The sequence below is a fragment of the Salmonella sp. SAL4457 genome (genome assembly GCF_046548235.1).
GTDB lineage: Bacteria > Pseudomonadota > Gammaproteobacteria > Enterobacterales > Enterobacteriaceae > Salmonella > Salmonella enterica.
Genome location: NZ_JBGDZO010000667.1, coordinates 1 through 264 on the forward strand (window position 1 = coordinate 1; position 264 = coordinate 264).

Annotated in this window: 1 protein-coding gene; it reads left to right on the plus strand. The window is 70.8% G+C overall.

Going from position 1 to position 264, the window contains the following annotated elements; genetic code table 11:
* Positions 1–264 (plus strand): hypothetical protein (locus tag ACLJNW_RS25860; RefSeq protein WP_410961459.1); only part of this gene is annotated, 264 nt, incomplete at both ends.

The following is a 264-nucleotide window of genomic DNA, read 5'->3' on the forward strand; positions in this document are numbered from 1 at the left end:
GCCCTGTTGCGAATGGCGATACAGGGAGGGATCGCCGTTCGTTCCCTGCGATTCGCCTGTCTGCTGGCACTGTTTCCTTCGCTGTCCTCCTGCCAGTCCTGGTCCTCCGTCGGCGCCGCCGGCGTAGCCGGGGCGAAAGCGAAGGAGGCCAGGGCGGGAGCACCGGCGAAACAGCCGCAGGCGCCCGCGGTGGCCGGTGCGTCACCGGCCGGCGGGTTGGACGCACCGTCGCGGCGGATCGTCTTCGACGCGCAGATGCTGGCC